This is a genomic window from Hoeflea sp. AS16 (assembly GCF_038900095.1).
Lineage (GTDB): Bacteria > Pseudomonadota > Alphaproteobacteria > Rhizobiales > Rhizobiaceae > Hoeflea.
Genome location: NZ_JBBMQQ010000014.1, coordinates 1 through 18314 on the forward strand (window position 1 = coordinate 1; position 18314 = coordinate 18314).

Consider the following 18314-nt stretch of genomic DNA (forward strand, 5'->3'; position numbering starts at 1 on the left):
TCTTGCCGTGGTCAACGTGACCAATCGTGCCGATGTTAACGTGCGGCTTATTGCGCTCGAACTTACCCTTTGCCATCTTCGGCTCTCCATTCTCATTCAGCCCGCTAGGGGCAATTTACAGTTTCGGTCTCCGGTCCGGACCGCGTCTTCAGACGCAGGCCCGGCAGCCCGGCAAATTATGCGTATTTCGCCTGAATCTCCTGGGAGACGTTCGACGGAACCGGCGCGTAATGATCAAAGACCATCGAGTACTGTGCACGGCCCTGAGACATGGAGCGCAGCGTATCGACGTATTTGAACATGTTGGCCAGCGGAACGTGGGCATCGATGACCACGGCAATTCCGCGCATTTCCTGGCCCTGGATCTGGCCGCGGCGAGAGTTCAGGTCACCGATCACGTCGCCGACGTAATCTTCCGGTGTCACCACCTCGACCTTCATGATCGGCTCAAGCAGCTGAGGGCCCATGAACTTCGAGTTTTCGCGGAAGCAGGCGCGACCGGCGATTTCGAAGGCGAGAACGCTCGAGTCCACATCGTGGTAAGCGCCATCGATCAGGGTTGCCTTGATGCCAAGCATCGGGAAGCCCGCCAGCGGTCCGGAACTCATCACGCTGTCGATGCCCTTCTGGACACCCGGGATGTATTCCTTCGGCACCGAACCACCAACGATCTTGGATTCGAAGATGAAATCCTCGGTCTCGTCGTTCGGCTCGAAGCGGATCTTGACCCGTGCGAACTGACCCGAACCACCCGACTGCTTCTTGTGGGTGTAATCGGCTTCGTAGGCCTTGGTGATCGATTCACGGTAGGCAACCTGCGGTGCACCGACGTTTGCTTCGACCTTGAACTCGCGACGCATACGGTCAACGAGAATGTCGAGGTGCAACTCGCCCATGCCGGCAATGATCGTCTGGCCGGATTCCTCGTCGGTCTTGACGCGGAACGAAGGATCTTCGGCTGCCAGGCGGTTGAGCGCGAGGCCCATCTTTTCCTGGTCGCCCTTGGTCTTCGGCTCGATGGCGATCTGGATCACCGGCTCGGGGAATTCCATGCGCTCGAGGATAACCGGCTTGAGCGGATCGCAAAGCGTGTCGCCCGTCGTGGTTTCCTTGAGGCCGGCCAGCGCGACGATGTCGCCGGCAAATGCTTCCTCGATATCCTCACGGGAATTCGAGTGCATCTGCAGCATGCGGCCAACGCGCTCGCGCTTTTCCTTGACGGTGTTCATCACCGACGAGCCCTTTTCGAGCTTGCCGGAATAGATGCGGGCGAAGGTCAGCGAACCAACGAACGGGTCGTTCATCACCTTGAAGGCCAGCATCGACAGCGGAGCTTCGTCGGAAGCGGCGCGAGTGACCTCTTCTTCCGTCTTGACGTCGATGCCTTCGATGGCAGGAACGTCAATCGGGCTCGGCAGATATTCGACAACGGCGTCGAGCAGCGGCTGAACGCCCTTGTTCTTGAAGGCAGAGCCACAGAACATCGGGAAGAACTGAACCGCGATGGTGCCCTTGCGGACCAGCGAACGGATCTCGTCATTGTCAGGCATTTCGCCTTCCAGGTAACGCTCCATTGCAGCTTCGTCGGCTTCTACCACTGTCTCGATGAGAAGTTCGCGATATTCCTCGGCCTTTTCCTTGAGATCGGCCGGGATTTCAACGATGTCCCACTGTGCGCCGAGCGACTCGTCGCGCCAGACCAGGGCATTCATTTCGATCAGATCGACGACACCCTTGAATTCCGTCTCGGCGCCGATCGGCAGCTGCATGACGACAGGAGTGGCACCAAGACGGGACTTGACCATCGACACGGAGCGATAGAAATCCGCGCCGGTCTTGTCCATCTTGTTGCAGAAGATCATCCGCGGAACGTTGTACTTGTCAGCCTGACGCCAGACAGTCTCTGTCTGCGGCTCGACGCCTGCGTTGGCATCAAGAAGCGCAATCGCTCCATCGAGCACGCGAAGCGAACGTTCAACTTCAATGGTGAAGTCAACGTGGCCTGGGGTGTCGATGATGTTGAAGCGGCACATCTTGCCGGTGCGGCCCTTCCAGAACGTGGTGGTCGCAGCGGAAGTGATCGTGATGCCACGCTCCTGCTCCTGCTCCATCCAGTCCATGGTGGCTGCGCCGTCGTGAACTTCGCCGATCTTGTGCGACTTGCCGGTGTAGTAAAGAACACGCTCAGTGGTCGTGGTCTTGCCGGCGTCAATGTGCGCCATGATGCCGAAGTTACGGTAGTCTTCGATTGCGTATTCGCGGGCCATCTTGAATGCCTTTCGAGAACGGTTCGCTGATTACCAGCGGTAATGCGAAAATGCACGGTTAGCGTCGGCCATCTTGTGGGTGTCTTCCCGCTTCTTGACCGCGCTTCCACGATTGTTGGCCGCATCCATGAGCTCGCCCGACAGGCGCTCGATCATGGTGGTTTCGTTGCGCTTGCGCGCTGCAGCTATCAACCAACGGATGGCGAGAGCCTGACGGCGCTCGGGGCGCACATCAACCGGAACCTGATAGGTGGCACCACCGACACGGCGGGAGCGAACTTCCACATGCGGCGCAACATTGTCGAGAGCCTGATGGAACTGGGCGACCGGCTCCGACTTGGAACGCGCCTCAACCTGGTCAAGCGCACCATAGACGATCTGCTCGGCAACTGATTTCTTGCCGTGCATCATAATGGCGTTCATGAATTTGGAGAGAACCAGGTCGCCGAATTTCGGATCCGGGTTGATCTCACGCTTTTCTGCACTGTGACGTCGTGACATGCTTTTCGTCTTTCAACTGATGGGTCGAAACGGCCGGTCGCATCCAATGACGCGGCCAGCCGACACAATTACTTCGGACGCTTGGCGCCGTACTTCGAACGGCGCTGCTTGCGGTTCTTGACGCCCTGCGTATCGAGAACGCCGCGGATGACGTGATAACGCACACCCGGAAGGTCCTTCACGCGGCCGCCGCGGATCATGACCACGGAGTGCTCCTGAAGGTTATGGCCCTCACCAGGGATATAACCGATCACTTCATAGCCGTTGGTCAAACGGATCTTTGCAACCTTACGAAGCGCCGAGTTCGGCTTCTTCGGGGTCGTGGTGTACACGCGGGTGCAAACGCCGCGCTTCTGCGGATTCTGCTCCAGCGCGGGAACCTTGTTGCGCTTTACCGGCGCCTGGCGCGGCTTGCGGATCAGCTGGTTTACAGTTGGCATGTAACCATCCCTTTAGAATTCATGTTTCGCCCTCTCAGGCACCTTGCCCATAAACCGCAAGCGCAAAACAAGGGCCGGATCCGGTATTGCCGGAGGGCCCCAAAAAGCAGAGGACACGATCGTCAGTGTCATGCGTGCAGCATTGTCAGTTCACAGTGCAGTCAGAAACCTTGTTTGAGGCAAGTTCCAGGACGTGTCGTCCCGAAGAAAAGCGCCTCACATGGGTCTCGATGGCCGGTTACTACTGATTTCCCCACATGCCGTCAAGGCCATGGGTGAAATAATCGTCGCTTGCCGGGTTCGCTGGCACCCCTTCGGACACGCGCGACATTATATTGCGCCGGAATGCCCCCTCACAAGCGTTTAGTTGCCCTGCCCGCTTGGAATGCCCGAACCAGAGTCTCCGATAACGCCTGACAGAGGCCGGAAACGCAGCCAGAATCGACTCGACCCTTCATGTCGCCGATCGCCTTGAAGAATCAGCGTTTGCGGGCAACGCGGAGCGAAAACACCGGAACCGGCGCATTTCTGTCTGTGTTGGCGCAAGACAGCCGCCCTGCCCCTTCTCCATGTCACGACGATGGCTGGCGGGCCATGCCAACCCTGCCGCGACCCCAGCGCCTCCGGCGAGGCAAAAACTCTGTGCGGCGTTGCCTTCGCGCGGTTCACGTGGGAGTAAGTCGTTTGAACACGGACCTTGAAAGGATGGCCGATGAACTCTGACAATGACAATGCCCAGGATGGTGGCGACGCGCCGGCCATTTTCATCATAATCGGTCAGGTCAGCCAGGAGACCGGCGGCGACATGGTCCCGGTTCACGTCCTGCTGGCAGCCCCCGACGAGGACACCGCGGTGCGACAATGCCTCGACGCGCTGTCAGCCAAGGGCTTTGCAGAAGCCGATCTTGACCAGATCGGCATGATGGGCGGAATGCCGGACGAAGAACCGCATGCGTCGGCCTATCAGGGCGCGCTTGAAGGTGAAGTCGCGATCATCAATTTCGACCGGTTGGCGAACGGCGACTGAACCGGCCCGATAGCTGCAAACCGCGCTTTACGGTTTCTCCCGACAACGAAAAAGGCCGCCCCGAAAGGCGGCCTTTTCCATGTTCCGTGCGAAGCTGCCTATTCGGCAGGCGTCGGCTCTTCCTTGGCCATGTCGGTCAACATCGGAGCCGCGGTTTCCGCGCCTGATGTCTTGCGACGCTCGTCCAGGATCAGATCGTCGCGCGAAGTGGCGATGCGACGGATCTGGGTCATGGTGCCGCCGGTACCGGCAGGGACCAGACGACCGACGATGACGTTTTCCTTGAGACCCTGCAACGTGTCGACCTTGCCCGCAACCGCGGCCTCGGTAAGCACCTTGGTGGTTTCCTGGAACGACGCCGCCGAGATGAAGGACGGTGTCTGCAGCGAAGCCTTGGTGATGCCGAGCAGAACCGGCACGCCGTAAGCAGGCTTCTTGCCGGCCTCGACCAGACGGTCATTGGCGTTGTCCAGTTCGATCTGGTCAACATTGTCACCAACGATGTAGACGGAATCACCGGAGTCGGTGATCTCGACCTTCTGCAGCATCTGACGGACAATCACTTCGATGTGCTTGTCGTTGATCAGAACGCCCTGCAAACGGTAGACTTCCTGAATCTCGTTGACGAGGTAGGAAGCCAGAGCCTCCACGCCCTTGATCGCCAGGATGTCATGCGGCGCAGGATTGCCGTCGAGGATGTAGTCGCCCTTTTCGATGTAGTCGCCATCCTGAAGGTGGAAAGGCTTCCCCTTCGGAATGAGATACTCGACAGGCTCCATCCCGTCTTCCGCAGGCTCGATCTGGATGCGGCGCTTGTTCTTGTAGTCGCGGCCAAAGCGGATCGTACCATCGATTTCGGCGATGATTGCGTGATCCTTCGGACGACGTGCCTCGAACAATTCCGCCACCCGCGGCAGACCGCCGGTGATGTCCTTGGTCTTGGCGCTTTCGAGCGGCACACGGGCGAGAACATCGCCCTGGCTGACCTTGGCGCCGGGTTCGACCGACAGAATGGCATCCACCGACAACTGGAACCGGGCTTCGCCACCGCGAGCGAGCTTGGCGATTTCGCCATCCTTGCCCTTGATGACAATCGCCGGCTTGAGATCGATGCCGCGCGGCGTCGACCGCCAGTCGATGACCTGACGCTTGGTGATGCCGGTTGCCTCGTCGGTGGCTTCGAGAACCGAGATGCCGTCGACGACATCTTCGAATTCCACGGTGCCTTCGACTTCCGTCATCATCGGGCGTGTGTACGGATCCCACTCGGCCAGACGCTGGCCGCGTTTGACCGCATCGCCATCGTCGACATAGATCTTGGAGCCGTAGGCGACGCGCTGCGAAGACCGCTCGGTGCCGGCTTCATCCAGGATCTGGATCGCCATCGAACGGCCCATGGCAATCAGGTTGCCATCGGAGTTGCGCAACATGTTGCGGTTCTTGATGCGGACCGTACCCTCGTAGGAGGCTTCCAGGAACGACTGGTCGACCACGGTGGCGGTACCGCCAAGGTGGAAGGTACGCATGGTCAGCTGGGTGCCCGGCTCACCGATCGACTGCGCAGCGATAACGCCGACAGCTTCACCGATGTTGACCGGTGTACCGCGTGCAAGGTCACGGCCGTAGCAGGTTCCGCAAATTCCGGTCTGGATTTCGCAAGTCAGCGGCGAGCGGATGCGAACCGACTGGATGCCGGCTGCCTCGATATCGACAACCTGAGCTTCATCGATCATCGAGCCGGCCTTGACGATCAGATCACCGGTAACCGGGTGATTGATGTCATCAAGCGTGGTCCGGCCCAGAATACGCTGACCGATGGATGCCACCACCTGACCGGCGTCGACGATTGCCGTCATGGTCAGGCCTTCGGTGGTACCACAATCGACATGGGTGACGATGCAATCCTGTGCAACGTCCACCAGACGACGGGTCAGGTAACCCGAGTTCGCGGTCTTCAGCGCGGTGTCGGCGAGGCCCTTACGTGCGCCGTGAGTCGAGTTGAAGTACTCGTTCACGGTCAGGCCTTCCTTGAAGTTCGAGATGATCGGCGTCTCGATGATTTCACCCGACGGCTTGGCCATCAGGCCACGCATGCCGCCCAGCTGACGCATCTGGCTCGGCGAGCCACGCGCACCGGAGTGGCTCATCATGTAGATCGAGTTCATCTGCTTCTGACGGCCGTTTTCGTGGAACTCCACGGACTTGATGCGGGCCATCATCTCGTCGGCAACCTTTTCGGTGGCCTTGCCCCAGGCGTCGACAACCTTGTTGTACTTCTCGCCCTGGGTGATCAGACCCTCGTTGTACTGCTGCTCGTATTCCTTGACGAGGGTATCGGTGTCGCCAACGATCTTCGCCTTGGATTCCGGGATCACCATGTCGTCCTTGCCAAACGAAATGCCGGCGCGGCAGGCATGGCCAAAGCCGAGCTGCATGATGCGGTCGCAGAAAATGACCGTGTCCTTCTGACCGCAGTGGCGGTAGACGGTGTCGATCATCCGGGAAATGTTCTTCTTGGTCATTTCCTGGTTGCAGACGTCGAAGGAGATATTGGGATTGCGCGGCAGCAATTCGCCAATGATCATCCGACCGGGAGTGGTCTCGACGATGGTCGAAGTCGGCTTGCCTTCGGCATCGACGCTCTTGAACCGGCCCTTGATCTTGGTGTGCAGGGTAACAACCTTGCTCTCAAGCGCGTGGTGCAGTTCGCCCATGTCGGAGAACACCATGCCCTGCCCCGGCTCGTTCTCAGCCACGATCGAGAGATAGTAGAGGCCCAGAACCATGTCCTGCGACGGCACGATGATCGGTGCGCCGTTTGCAGGGTGCAGGATGTTGTTGGTCGACATCATCAGCACGCGGGCTTCAAGCTGGGCTTCAAGCGACAACGGTACGTGAACAGCCATCTGGTCGCCGTCGAAGTCGGCGTTAAACGCCGTGCAGACGAGCGGGTGCAGCTGGATGGCCTTGCCTTCGACCAGGGTAGGTTCGAAAGCCTGGATACCCAGACGGTGAAGCGTCGGCGCGCGGTTGAGGAGCACCGGGTGCTCGCGGATAACCTCGTCGAGGATATCCCAGACTTCCGGCTTTTCCTTCTCGACCAGCTTCTTGGCCTGCTTGACGGTGGACGAATAGCCCTTGGCGTCAAGGCGCGCATAGATGAACGGCTTGAACAGCTCGAGCGCCATCTTCTTTGGCAGGCCGCACTGGTGCAGCTTGAGTTCCGGACCGGTCACGATGACCGAACGGCCGGAATAGTCGACGCGCTTGCCGAGCAGGTTCTGGCGGAAACGGCCCTGCTTGCCCTTGAGCATGTCGGACAGCGACTTCAGCGGACGCTTGTTGGCACCGGTGATGGTGCGGCCACGGCGGCCGTTGTCAAACAGGGCGTCAACGGCTTCCTGCAGCATCCGCTTCTCGTTGCGGATGATGATGCCAGGTGCGCGCAGTTCGATCAGCCGCTTGAGGCGGTTGTTACGGTTGATGACGCGGCGATAAAGATCGTTCAGGTCGGAGGTGGCGAAACGGCCACCATCGAGCGGAACCAGCGGACGCAGGTCCGGCGGGATCACCGGCACGACCTTCATGATCATCCATTCCGGGCGGTTGCCGGAATCGAGGAAGCTTTCGACGATCTTGAGGCGCTTCATCAGCTTCTTCGACTTCAGTTCCGAAGTCGTCGTGGCAAGCTCTGTACGCAGTTCGCCGGCAATGCGCTCGAGGTCCATCGAGGCAAGCATCTCGTAGATCGCTTCGGCGCCGATCATGGCGGTGAAGCTGTCTTCGCCGAATTCGTCGACGGCAACCATGTAGTCTTCCTCAGAGAGAAGCGAATTCTCCTTGAGCGACGTCAGGCCCGGCTCGGTGACGATGTAGTTTTCGAAATACAGAACCCGCTCGATATCCTTGAGCGTCATGTCCATCAGCGTGCCGATGCGCGAGGGCAGCGACTTCAGGAACCAGATATGAGCGACAGGTGCTGCCAGCTCGATATGGCCCATGCGCTCGCGGCGAACGCGGCTCAGCGTGACTTCAACGCCGCACTTTTCGCAGATGACGCCCTTGTACTTCATGCGCTTGTACTTGCCGCACAGGCACTCGTAATCCTTGATCGGACCAAAGATGCGGGCGCAGAACAGACCGTCGCGCTCCGGCTTGAAGGTACGATAGTTGATCGTCTCCGGCTTCTTGATTTCACCGAAGGACCAGGAAAGAATCTTCTCGGGGCTGGCGATCGAAATCCGGATGGAATCGAACGTCTGCGCCGGAACGTTGTTGTTGAAAAGATTCATGACCTCATGGTTCATGCCTGTCTCCTTTTAGGGCTGTTCGCCCTTGACTTGCGACGGCGCCGGTAAACACCGGCAACGGGCCATCGCCTGAAATTCATGTTCACCGCGTCAGACGCGGGTGTCATCTCCTGCCCGCATTCACGCGGAAAGGATGATGGCGCGAGGAACGTCGGTTCCTCGCGCCTTCCAGGCTCTATTCAGCCGCGTCCGGCAACTCATCCGGTTCCGCGATACCGTCGATCTTGTTCGATTCCAGCTCGACGTTGAGACCAAGCGACCGCATTTCCTTGACGAGAACGTTGAAGCTCTCCGGAATGCCGGCCTCGAAGGTGTCGTCGCCACGCACGATGGCTTCGTACACCTTGGTACGTCCGGCCACGTCGTCCGATTTCACGGTCAGCATTTCCTGCAGGGTATAGGCGGCACCATAGGCTTCCAGAGCCCAGACCTCCATTTCCCCGAAGCGCTGACCGCCGAACTGCGCCTTGCCGCCTAGCGGCTGCTGGGTCACGAGCGAGTAAGGTCCGATCGAACGGGCATGGATCTTGTCGTCGACCAGGTGGTTGAGCTTGAGCATGTAGATGTAGCCCACTGTCACCGGACGGTCGAAGGTTTCGCCGGTACGCCCGTCATAGAGCGTCGACTGACCCGAGACATCGAGACCTGCCTGCTTGAGCATGATGTTGATGTCGGCCTCAACCGCACCATCGAACACCGGCGTGGCAATCGACACGCCGCGGCGGGTCTGTTCTGCCAGACGGACAATCGACGGATCATCATACTGCTTGATCGGCTCGCCCTTCGGACCGGTGCCGATGACGCTGTCGATGGTGTCACGCAGAGGCTGGATATCACCACCCTCGTTGTAGGCATCCAGCATCTCGCCGATCTGCTTGCCCATACCGGCGCAAGCCCAACCCAGATGGGTTTCGAGGATCTGCCCGACGTTCATGCGCGACGGCACGCCCAACGGGTTGAGCACGATGTCGACATGGGTTCCGTCTTCGAGGAACGGCATGTCTTCGCAAGGCAGGATGCGGGAAACCACACCCTTGTTGCCGTGACGGCCGGCCATCTTGTCGCCTGGCTGGATCTTGCGCTTCACAGCAACAAAGACCTTGACCATCTTCATGACGCCTGGCGGCAGTTCGTCGCCGCGCTGGACCTTTTCGACCTTGTCCATGAAGCGGGCTTCGAGCAGCTTCTTGGAGTCGTCGTACTGGGCCCGCAGAGCTTCGATTTCGCCCTGCAGCTTTTCGTCTTCGACTGCGAACGTCCACCACTGCGAGCGCGGATATTCACCGATGGTCTCGGCGTTGACTTCCGAGCCCTTCTTGAAACCCTTCGGTCCCGCAATCGCGACCTTGCCGGCCAGCATGTCCGACAGGCGGCCATAGACGTTGCGGTCAAGAATGGCCTGTTCGTCGTCGCGGTCCTTAGCCAGACGCTCGATTTCCTCTCGCTCGATAGCCATCGCACGTTCGTCCTTTTCAACGCCGTGGCGGTTGAAAACGCGAACTTCAACGATGGTGCCGTAGGTTCCGGGCGGCATCCGCATGGACGTGTCACGGACGTCGGAGGCCTTTTCACCGAAGATGGCGCGCAGAAGCTTCTCTTCCGGCGTCATCGGGCTTTCACCCTTCGGCGTGATCTTGCCGACCAGAATGTCGCCCGGCGCCACTTCGGCACCGATATAGACAATGCCGGCCTCGTCGAGGTTTCTCAGAGCTTCTTCCGAGACGTTCGGAATATCGCGGGTGATCTCTTCCGGTCCGAGCTTGGTGTCACGCGCCATCACTTCGAACTCGTCGATGTGGATGGAGGTGAAGACGTCGTCAGAGACGATGCGCTCGGAAAGAAGGATCGAGTCCTCGTAGTTGTAGCCGTTCCAGGGCATGAACGCGACGAGCACGTTGCGGCCAAGCGCCAGATCACCCAGATCCGTCGACGGGCCGTCGGCGATGATGTCGCCCTTGTTCAGCACGTCACCGACAGTAACCAGCGGACGCTGGTTGATGCAGGTGTTCTGGTTGGAGCGCTGGAACTTCTGCAGCCGGTAGATGTCGACGCCCGACCGCGAGGCTTCCATATCCTCGGTGGCTCGGATGACGATACGGGTCGCATCGACCTGGTCGACAACACCGCCGCGGCGAGCCGCGATGGCAGCGCCGGAGTCACGGGCCACGATCGGTTCCATGCCGGTGCCCACGAACGGAGCTTCGGCGCGGACCAGCGGAACCGCCTGACGCTGCATGTTCGATCCCATCAACGCGCGGTTGGCGTCATCGTTCTCGAGGAACGGGATCAGGGCTGCAGCGACCGACACCAGCTGGCGCGGCGACACGTCCATCAGGTCGATATTGTCGCGCGGGGTCATCATCACGTCGCCGGAATGGCGGCAGACGACGAACTCGTCGACCAGATGACCGTCTTCGCTGAGTTCGGCATTGGCCTGGGCAACGAAGTATTTCGCTTCTTCCATTGCCGAGAGATAGACCACTTCCTTGGTGACCTTGCCGTCAACGATCTTGCGGTACGGGCTTTCGATGAAGCCATACTTGTTGACGCGGGCGAAGGTTGCCAGCGAGTTGATCAGACCGATGTTCGGGCCTTCCGGCGTTTCAATCGGGCAGATACGGCCGTAGTGGGTCGGGTGAACGTCGCGGACTTCGAAGCCTGCGCGTTCACGGGTCAGACCGCCCGGTCCAAGCGCCGACAGGCGGCGCTTGTGGGTAATCTCGGAAAGCGGATTGACCTGGTCCATGAACTGCGACAGCTGCGAGGATCCGAAGAACTCGCGCACTGCGGCGGCTGCCGGCTTGGCGTTGATCAGATCCTGCGGCATCACGGTGTCGATCTCGATCGACGACATACGCTCCTTGATGGCGCGCTCCATGCGCAGCAGACCAAGACGGTACTGGTTTTCCATCAATTCGCCGACCGAACGCACACGGCGGTTGCCGAGGTTGTCGATATCGTCGATTTCGCCCTTGCCGTCACGCAGCGCCACAAGCGTGCGAACGACGGCAATGATGTCTTCCTTGCGCAGAACACGCACGGTGTCCTCGGCGTCGAGGTCGAGACGCATGTTCATCTTGACGCGGCCAACAGCGGACAGGTCATAGCGTTCTGAATCGAAGAACAGCGAATTGAACATCGCTTCGGCCGATTCCATGGTCGGCGGCTCGCCCGGACGCATGACGCGGTAGATATCGAACAGCGCTTCCTGGCGCGACGTGTTCTTGTCAGCAGCCAGCGTGTTGCGAATATAGGCGCCGACATTGATGTGATCGATGTCGAGGATCTTGATGTTGTCGTAGCCGGCCTCGATCAGATCGATCAGGTTGCCCTTGCGCTCGCCGGTCTTGGCGTCGACGGTGAATTCAAGCTCGTCACCTGCCTCGAGATAGACTTCGCCGGTCTCGGGATTGACGATGTCTTCAGCCAGATAGGAACCAACCAGGTCCTCGTCGGAGGCCTTGATCGACTTGACGCCCTTTTCAGTGAGCTGCTTGAGCAGACGCGGTGTCAGCTTCTTGCCGGATTCGACAACCACTTCGCCAGTGTCGGCATCGATCATGTCGGCCATGGCCTTCTGACCCTTGAGGGTCTCGGGCTGGAACGGAATCCGCCAGCCTTCACCGTCACGCGCATAGATCGAGTGGGTGTAGAAGGTCGACAAGATTTCCTCGGCGTCCATGCCGAGCGCCATCAGCAGCGAAGATGCAGGGATCTTGCGGCGACGGTCGATACGGGCGTGGACGATGTCCTTGGCGTCGAATTCGATATCGAGCCAGGAACCGCGGTAGGGAATGACGCGCGCTGCGAACAGCAACTTGCCTGACGAATGGCTCTTGCCCTTGTCGTGGTCGAAGAACACGCCAGGCGAACGGTGCATCTGGGAAACGATAACGCGCTCGGTACCGTTGACGATGAAGGTACCGTTGTCGGTCATGAGCGGCATGTCGCCCATGTAGACGTTCTGTTCCTTGATATCCTTGATCGACTTGGCGCCGGTATCCTCGTCGATATCAAACACGATCAGGCGCAGCGTCACCTTGAGCGGCGCTGCGTAGGTCAGATCGCGCTGACGGCATTCCTCTGTGTCGAACTTGGGGTTCTCGAACTCGTAAGAGACGAACTCCAGCATCGCGCTGCCGGAAAAATCGGAAATCGGGAATACCGACTTGAAAACTGCTTGCAATCCTTCGTCAGAACGGCCGCCAACGGGCTCGTCCACCATCAGGAACTGGTCGTAAGAAGCCTTCTGAACCTCGATGAGGTTCGGCATCTCCGCCACTTCCGGGATTTTTCCGAAAATCTTGCGTACGCGCCTGCGACCGTTGAAGGAAAGGGTCTGAGCCATCGTCGCTCCTTGTCAATTTGCATCCGGGCCTGCAACAGACGAACGCCGCTGGCCAAGCGACTCCGTCATATAAATGAATTCGTTCAATCTCGTTTCATTTCCCAGAACAGCGTGGCCGGAGTGCCTTGCAGCCTGGTTCGAAACCATCCTTTTGAAGAACCCATTACCCAAAAGCCGTTTTCAGGCTTTTGGGTAATCCGTTCGTCACCGAAAACACCCGGGAGCGAGACGAGCTCGCTCCCGGACGCAATATCGTCTTACTTGACGTCGACCTTGGCGCCGGCGTCTTCAAGCTTCTTCTTGATGTCGTCAGCTTCGCCCTTGGAGACGCCTTCCTTGACGGCCTTCGGAGCAGCTTCGACCAGATCCTTGGCTTCCTTGAGGCCGAGACCGGTGATAGCGCGGACTTCCTTGATGACGTTGATCTTGTTGGCGCCGGCTTCGGCGAGGATCACGTCAAATTCAGTCTTCTCTTCAGCGGCTTCAGCAGGAGCAGCAGCGCCACCAGCAGCAGCAACGGCTACCGGTGCAGCGGCGGAAACGCCCCACTTTTCTTCAAGCATCTTGGAAAGCTCAGCGGCTTCCAGGACGGTCAGGTTGGAAAGGTCTTCCACGATTTTGGCGAGATCGGCCATTTTCTTACTTCCTTGTATTCGGTTCGAACCGGTTTTGAACTATTTCACAGCGAAGTTCCGCCTTATGCGGCTTCGTCCTTCCGGGCGTGCGCGCCAATGACGCGTGCCACCGCACCAGCGGGTGCGTTGACGATCTGGGCGATGCGCGTTGCTGGCGTCTGAATCATGCCAACAATCTTTGCGCGGAGCTCGTCGATCGACGGCATCGTGGCAAGCGCCTTGATCCCATCTGCGTCGAGTGTTGTCGCCCCCATCGCGCCACCAAGGATGACCAGCTTGTCGCTGACCTTGGTAAACTCGACGGCGATCTTCGGAGCGGTCACCGGGTCATCGCAATATGCGATGAGCGTCTGACCGGTGAAGAGATCTGCGACCCCTTCTGACTCCGTGCCCTGAAGAGCGATCTTGGCAAGGCGGTTCTTCGCGACCTTGACGGTGCCTCCGGCTGTGCGCATGCGCGACCGAAGGTCGTTCATTTGCGCAACCGTAAGACCGGCGTAGTGGGCCACGACAACCGAACCGGCGTTGGTGAAAACACCGTTCAGTTCCGCGACGAATTCGCGTTTTTCCGCTCTATCCACTGCGTTTCTCCAGTTGGCAGATGATGCATGCACCACCTGCCGGGTTTGCCTTTGCCGCCAGGGATTCTCATCGAACCCACAAGCGACGCTTGAGGATCCTGTCCCCTTACGCCGATACCGAGCAGCGGTAGCGGCACAAGGCAAGCGAGGTTCGAACCGTTGGAGCATTCACTCCTGAAAACGGATCTTACCCGTCTCATGCAGGTCATAAATTAAGGTGAACCCCGAAAGGCGCACCACCTGCAATCTCGGACAGGGAGCCCGGAGTTTCCCCCGGACCTTTCCGGCCCGAAGGCCGAAAACTGAGGAAAACCGGATGATTATCCGGTTTTCCTAATATTCAAGATCACGCGGCGCTGAACGACGACGGATCAATCTTGACGCCAGGGCCCATGGTCGAGGAAATCGCCACGCGCTTGAGGTAGTTGCCCTTGGCACCAGCAGGCTTTGCCTTGATGACAGCATCGGCAAAAGCGCGGATGTTTTCTTCGATCTGCTCGGGGCCGAACGAAGCCTTGCCGATACCGGCATGGACGATACCAGCCTTTTCGACGCGGAATTCGACAGCACCGCCCTTGGATGCATTGACCGCACCGGTCACGTCCATGGTGACGGTACCGACCTTCGGGTTAGGCATCATGCCGCGCGGGCCGAGAACCTTGCCGAGACGGCCGACCAGCGGCATCATGTCCGGAGTAGCGATACACCGGTCGAAATCGATGGTGCCTGACTGGACGATATCGACCAGCTCTTCGGCGCCGACAATGTCTGCACCGGCTGCGCGGGCTTCGTCAGCCTTGTCGCCACGGGCGAAGACGGCGACGCGGACTGTACGGCCGGTACCGTTGGGCAGGTTGACCACACCGCGGACCATCTGGTCAGCATGGCGCGGGTCAACGCCGAGGTTCATCGAGACTTCAATGGTCTCGTCGAACTTGGCAATGGCGCGTTCCTTGATCATGGAAACGGCATCACCCAGCGGGTAGAGCTTGTTGCGGTCAACGCCTTCGTTGACCTTCTGCATACGCTTTGCAATCTTGGCCATGGTCTTATCCCGTCACTTCCAGGCCCATGGAGCGGGCGGAGCCCTCGACCATAGCCATCGCGCCTTCGATGTCGGCGGCGTTAAGATCCTTCATCTTTGCTTCGGCGATCGTGCGGACCTGGTCACGCGTGATCGAACCGGCAATCTCCTTGCCCGGCGTCTTGGAGCCGGACTTGAGCTTTGCTTCCTTTTTGAGGAAGTAGCTCACAGGAGGCTTCTTCATCACAAAATTGAAGGACTTGTCCTGGTAGTAGGTGATGACGACCGGAATCGGCATACCCTTTTCCATTTCCTGGGTAGCGGCATTGAATCCCTTGCAGAATTCCATGATATTGATGCCACGCTGACCAAGTGCCGGACCAATCGGGGGCGACGGTGTCGCCGAACCGGCCGGAACCTGCAGCTTGAGTTGACCTGCAACTTTCTTAGCCATTGCTTCTCTGCCTCTTGTTATGGTGATGCACGAGGCACCACCGTCTGCCGGAAAACCGGCGGCTGCGGTTGCGTGGTCTGGTTCAAGGGCCGGCTACAGCCCTCTCGCCTCCCACGCGCCTGTGTCACCGGACTGTTCCGGCAACACAAAAGCCCGTCCGCGCCTTCTTCACGAAAACGCAGGCGGGCAATTCGGGGTCAGACCTTTTCGACCTGACCGTATTCGAGCTCGACCGGAGTGGCCCGGCCAAAAATGGACACCTCGACCTTGAGACGCGAGCGCTCCTCGTCGACTTCCTGCACCGTTCCATTGAACGACGCGAAAGGACCATCGGAGACCCGCACCTGCTCGCCGATCTCGAAAGCAATCGACGGCTTCGGCCGCTCGACACCCTCCTGAACCTGCATCAGGATGCGCTCGGCCTCGGAATCCGGAATCGGAACCGGCTTCGAATCGCTGCCCAGAAAGCCGGTGACCTTGGGCGTATTCTTGATCAGGTGAAACGCCTCATCGGTCAGGTCGGCGCGCACCATGACGTAGCCTGGGAAGAACTTGCGTTCCGCATCCACCTTGCGGCCACGGCGCACTTCAACAACCTTCTCGACAGGAACAAGGATCTTTTCGAAAAGATGGCTCAAGCCCTTCTGGCGAGCCTGCTCCTCGATCGAATCCGCGACCTTCTTCTCGAAATTCGAATAGGCGTGGACGATATACCAGCGTGCAGTCATGTTTCCCCCTGCCTCAAGCGCCAACGTTCAGGATGAGCCCGATCGCCCACCCCAAAGCCTGGTCGGCCGTAAAAAAGAAAATGGAAGCAAGCAGCACCATGACAAGAACCATGATCGTGGAGATCGAGGTCTCGCGGCGTGAAGGCCATTTCACTTTCGCAGTTTCGGACCGAACCTGCTGGAGGAATGTAAACGGATTTGTTTTGGATGCCATTGTCTGTCCACGCTTATACGGCGCGTAAAGCCGGTCTCCCAGCTCCACGCACCGCGTGTCTGTTAACGTCCTACATAAAGCCCGATTCCCGAAATCACAAGAGGGGATCGGGCTTTTTTAATTCAAGACCGGCAAACTGGCCCGAAGATTGCTAACCGGATCTTCCGACCCTGCCATCAACCGCGAACCAATCGAACATGCGCCAAATCCGGCAATCCGGGCTGGCAGGGGCAGCAGGACTCGAACCTGCGACCTACGGTTTTGGAGACCGTCGCTCTACCAACTGAGCTATACCCCTAGGCCGGTGGCGGACCTGATAGCGTCAAACGCACGGGTAATGCAAGAAAGAAGTGACAGCAATCCGGGCGGGACGGTGTTTTTCTCCACAAAGATCGATTGAGCGCTGCCGACAGGCCTGTTTTGGCCCGTCTTCGATGCATCACCAACACCGCCGGGAAGCTGCACACCGCCCTGCCCTCATGCTCTTGCATCCGTGTTCCGGAAGCTGTTTTCTCCTCAGCCTGCGCGTTCAAGCGCATCGATATCGGCACCGGTGATGACATCGACATGCCGTCCGATCCGCTCGACATCCCAGTCCCACCAGGCAAGGCCGAGCAACCGCTCCACCACATCGTCGGGGAAGCGGCGCTTCAGCACGCGCCCGGAATTGCCGCCGATGACGGCATAGTCGGGGACATCGCCGGTGACCACCGAGCGTGCCGCGACGATGACGCCATTGCCGATGCTGACACCCGGCATGACTACCGATTCGAACCCCAGCCAGACATCGTTGCCGATAACCGTATCGCGCTGGTTGCCGATCGACGTGGCATAGCCGCCGATCAGCTCCGGATTGAAAACCGCGAAAGGATAGGTGGAGAATCCGTCCATGGCATGGTTGGCGGAACTGGTGATGATGCGGACACCATGGGCAACCTGGCAGAATTTTCCGATGGTGAGGCGTTCGGGTGCGCCCGGATAAAGATAGGGCGCGAGTGCAGACGCATAATCCGCTGGCTTATCCAACCCCGAATAGTAGCTGTAATCGCCAATCGCGATATTAGGGTGGTCGATCACCTGGTTGAGGTGAACCGTTCCGGTATGGGGATTGCCGTCAGGCAGGATGATGGGATGGCGCAAGCGCGCGTCGAGGAAGGGACGAGACATGATTCTGCTCTTTCGATCTGAAATTAAAACATTCGGATTTTCAGAACAGTGTCTTGTTCACCGTAGCCTCCATGCAATTGTCACGACCGGCAGCAGGATGGCCGCCCTGCCCTTGCTTTAATCAATACGCGGCTGTTTATCAATCCGCTATCTGAGCTGGCTCACCAAGCGCGCACGCCCTGTTCAGGCCCGTTCCCGGGGCATTCTCAAATGTGCACCTGAGTGTCGGCGGCTCTCCGCACTTTGACTTGAGCGCCTTGAAGCCAACGCATTTTCCCGTTGCATTGATCCGGTAGCCCGGCCCGCCCTTGCAACCGCATGGGCGTAGCAAGCACAAACAAAAACGCGGACCCGAAGGCCCGCGTTTTGCAGTGTTCAAATATGCCGTCGGCAGGCTTGCGCCATCGCCGAAGCGATCACCGATTACTCGATGATCGAAGCGACGATGCCGGCGCCGCCAAAACAAAACGCGCCGAAGCGCGTTTTGTCGTGTTCAAATATGCCGTCGGCAAGCTTGCGCCATCGCCGAAGCGATCATCGATTACTCGATGATCGAAGCGACGATGCCGGCGCCGACGGTGCGGCCGCCTTCGCGGATGGCGAAGCGGAGCTTCTCTT

13 protein-coding genes, 1 tRNA gene and 1 pseudogene are annotated in these 18314 nt (G+C 59.0%); 1 reads left to right on the forward strand and 14 read right to left on the reverse strand.

What is annotated here, in order from left to right; genetic code table 11:
• Positions 1 to 176 precede the first annotated feature (176 nt).
• The 3 genes from fusA to rpsL all read right to left on the reverse strand — a co-directional run bounded on the left by fusA (position 177) and on the right by rpsL (position 3208).
• Positions 177 to 2267 (reverse strand): elongation factor G, encoded by a 2091-nt coding sequence (fusA, locus tag WNY80_RS21610; protein WP_342889486.1) that lies wholly within the window; start codon positions 2265 to 2267, stop codon positions 177 to 179.
• A 30-nt stretch (positions 2268 to 2297) separates the two neighbouring features.
• Complete coding sequence (rpsG, locus tag WNY80_RS21615; RefSeq protein ID WP_342889487.1) at positions 2298 to 2768, reverse strand: 30S ribosomal protein S7; 471 nt, start codon at positions 2766 to 2768, stop codon at positions 2298 to 2300.
• Between the two features lie 68 nt (positions 2769 to 2836).
• On the reverse strand, positions 2837 to 3208 hold the full coding sequence (gene rpsL, locus WNY80_RS21620) for a 30S ribosomal protein S12 (protein ID WP_007197105.1): 372 nt from the start codon (positions 3206 to 3208) through the stop codon (positions 2837 to 2839).
• Between the two features lie 712 nt (positions 3209 to 3920).
• On the opposite strand from rpsL, the gene WNY80_RS21625 reads away from it, so the two are divergent.
• Positions 3921 to 4235 carry a transcriptional regulator gene (locus tag WNY80_RS21625; protein ID WP_342889488.1) on the forward strand — a complete coding sequence of 105 codons (315 nt, stop codon included), beginning with the start codon at positions 3921 to 3923 and terminating at the stop codon, positions 4233 to 4235.
• A gap of 98 nt (positions 4236 to 4333) precedes the next feature.
• Here the strand turns inward: WNY80_RS21625 and rpoC are convergent, their stop codons facing one another.
• The 11 genes and pseudogenes from rpoC to WNY80_RS21680 all read right to left on the reverse strand — a co-directional run.
• Positions 4334 to 8542, reverse strand: coding sequence for a DNA-directed RNA polymerase subunit beta' (gene rpoC, locus WNY80_RS21630; RefSeq protein ID WP_342889489.1), 4209 nt, complete (start codon positions 8540 to 8542; stop codon positions 4334 to 4336).
• A gap of 178 nt (positions 8543 to 8720) precedes the next feature.
• Positions 8721 to 12893: a DNA-directed RNA polymerase subunit beta gene (rpoB, locus tag WNY80_RS21635; protein ID WP_342889490.1), complete on the reverse strand. Its 4173-nt coding sequence runs from the start codon at positions 12891 to 12893 to the stop codon at positions 8721 to 8723.
• A gap of 257 nt (positions 12894 to 13150) precedes the next feature.
• Complete coding sequence (gene rplL, locus WNY80_RS21640; RefSeq protein WP_342889491.1) at positions 13151 to 13528, reverse strand: 50S ribosomal protein L7/L12; 378 nt, start codon at positions 13526 to 13528, stop codon at positions 13151 to 13153.
• Positions 13529 to 13590: 62 nt separating this feature from the next.
• Complete coding sequence (gene rplJ, locus WNY80_RS21645) at positions 13591 to 14109, reverse strand: 50S ribosomal protein L10 (protein ID WP_342889492.1); 519 nt, start codon at positions 14107 to 14109, stop codon at positions 13591 to 13593.
• A gap of 346 nt (positions 14110 to 14455) precedes the next feature.
• On the reverse strand, positions 14456 to 15154 hold the full coding sequence (rplA, locus tag WNY80_RS21650) for a 50S ribosomal protein L1 (protein WP_342889493.1): 699 nt from the start codon (positions 15152 to 15154) through the stop codon (positions 14456 to 14458).
• A gap of 4 nt (positions 15155 to 15158) precedes the next feature.
• Positions 15159 to 15587 (reverse strand): 50S ribosomal protein L11, encoded by a 429-nt coding sequence (rplK, locus tag WNY80_RS21655; RefSeq protein WP_152009065.1) that lies wholly within the window; start codon positions 15585 to 15587, stop codon positions 15159 to 15161.
• A 197-nt stretch (positions 15588 to 15784) separates the two neighbouring features.
• Positions 15785 to 16315: a transcription termination/antitermination protein NusG gene (gene nusG / locus WNY80_RS21660; protein ID WP_291008226.1), complete on the reverse strand. Its 531-nt coding sequence runs from the start codon at positions 16313 to 16315 to the stop codon at positions 15785 to 15787.
• 13 nt (positions 16316 to 16328) lie between these two features.
• Positions 16329 to 16529, reverse strand: coding sequence for a preprotein translocase subunit SecE (gene secE / locus WNY80_RS21665; protein WP_269385515.1), 201 nt, complete (start codon positions 16527 to 16529; stop codon positions 16329 to 16331).
• Between the two features lie 222 nt (positions 16530 to 16751).
• Positions 16752 to 16827: transfer RNA gene (locus tag WNY80_RS21670), tRNA-Trp, on the reverse strand.
• A 218-nt stretch (positions 16828 to 17045) separates the two neighbouring features.
• Positions 17046 to 17696: a CatB-related O-acetyltransferase gene (locus WNY80_RS21675; protein WP_342889494.1), complete on the reverse strand. Its 651-nt coding sequence runs from the start codon at positions 17694 to 17696 to the stop codon at positions 17046 to 17048.
• A 541-nt stretch (positions 17697 to 18237) separates the two neighbouring features.
• A pseudogene (locus WNY80_RS21680) lies at positions 18238 to 18314 on the reverse strand (elongation factor Tu); the annotation flags it as partial.

Excerpts from the sequence above, each read along its gene's own strand:
- fusA (WP_342889486.1), bottom strand. The coding sequence starts at position 2,267 with ATGGCCCGCGAATACGCAATCGAAGACTACCGTAACTTCGGCATCATG.
- rpsG (WP_342889487.1), bottom strand. The coding sequence starts at position 2,768 with ATGTCACGACGTCACAGTGCAGAAAAGCGTGAGATCAACCCGGATCCG.
- rpsL (WP_007197105.1), bottom strand. The coding sequence starts at position 3,208 with ATGCCAACTGTAAACCAGCTGATCCGCAAGCCGCGCCAGGCGCCGGTA.
- WNY80_RS21625 (WP_342889488.1), top strand. The coding sequence starts at position 3,921 with ATGAACTCTGACAATGACAATGCCCAGGATGGTGGCGACGCGCCGGCC.
- rpoC (WP_342889489.1), bottom strand. The coding sequence starts at position 8,542 with ATGAACCATGAGGTCATGAATCTTTTCAACAACAACGTTCCGGCGCAG.
- rpoB (WP_342889490.1), bottom strand. The coding sequence starts at position 12,893 with ATGGCTCAGACCCTTTCCTTCAACGGTCGCAGGCGCGTACGCAAGATT.
- rplL (WP_342889491.1), bottom strand. The coding sequence starts at position 13,528 with ATGGCCGATCTCGCCAAAATCGTGGAAGACCTTTCCAACCTGACCGTC.
- rplA (WP_342889493.1), bottom strand. The coding sequence starts at position 15,154 with ATGGCCAAGATTGCAAAGCGTATGCAGAAGGTCAACGAAGGCGTTGAC.
- rplK (WP_152009065.1), bottom strand. The coding sequence starts at position 15,587 with ATGGCTAAGAAAGTTGCAGGTCAACTCAAGCTGCAGGTTCCGGCCGGT.
- nusG (WP_291008226.1), bottom strand. The coding sequence starts at position 16,315 with ATGACTGCACGCTGGTATATCGTCCACGCCTATTCGAATTTCGAGAAG.
- secE (WP_269385515.1), bottom strand. The coding sequence starts at position 16,529 with ATGGCATCCAAAACAAATCCGTTTACATTCCTCCAGCAGGTTCGGTCC.
- WNY80_RS21675 (WP_342889494.1), bottom strand. The coding sequence starts at position 17,696 with ATGTCTCGTCCCTTCCTCGACGCGCGCTTGCGCCATCCCATCATCCTG.